Genomic DNA, 646 nt, shown 5'->3' on the forward strand with positions numbered 1-646 from the left:
GCCTTGCAGGTCAACATACGAAACCTGGACCGATATGGCCTTGCCTACATCCTCTTGGGTCAGGCGGTAGTCAGCGTGGTTGGCCCCGGCAATGGCCTCGCCATCACGCAGCCATTGATAGACCAGGTCACCCAAGCCATCGGCATCGGACAGCGCGTGAACGGCACTCAGCGTGTGGCCCTGCAGGCCGTCGCCTTCAATGTTCACGTCGCCGACAGGCGCGTGGTTGATGCCAGGCTGCTCGGCGACGGTGGGCTCGAAGGCCGGCTCAAAGTTGGCGCTGCTCATCTGCGCAGCATCGACGTTGCGCAGCACCGCGATGGTGACCAGCTCCCGGAACGCGCCGGTAAGGCCTTCAGCATCGAACTGCACCAGCGTATCCGCGCCCTGCTGGACCAGCAGCAGGTAGCCGCCGTCAAACGGGTTGCCACCGTCGAAGTTCACCGCGGCATTGCGCAGCAGCTCGTTCACGTCCAGCACGTCGCCATTGGCGCCGGCGGTGAAGTCCGTGATCTCGGTGGCCTGGGCCGGCACGCTCACCAGCCCCGCATCCCAGCCGTTGTCCACCGTGGGCTGCTGCGTGGCGAAGTCGCGCGCGCCCTGCAGCAGCGTGGCGTACTGCTGCGGCGACAGCACGAAGGTATCG

At 65.8% G+C, this 646-nt stretch carries 1 protein-coding gene; it reads right to left on the minus strand.

The genetic code is table 11. The annotated features are described in order from the left end of the window. Positions 1-646, minus strand: a 646-nt coding sequence (locus SM757_RS35000) for a type I secretion C-terminal target domain-containing protein (protein ID WP_322468867.1), incomplete at both ends; no start/stop codon positions are given.

Origin of the sequence: Azohydromonas lata (assembly GCF_034427735.1) — a bacterium.
Classification (GTDB): domain Bacteria; phylum Pseudomonadota; class Gammaproteobacteria; order Burkholderiales; family Burkholderiaceae_C; genus Azohydromonas; species Azohydromonas lata.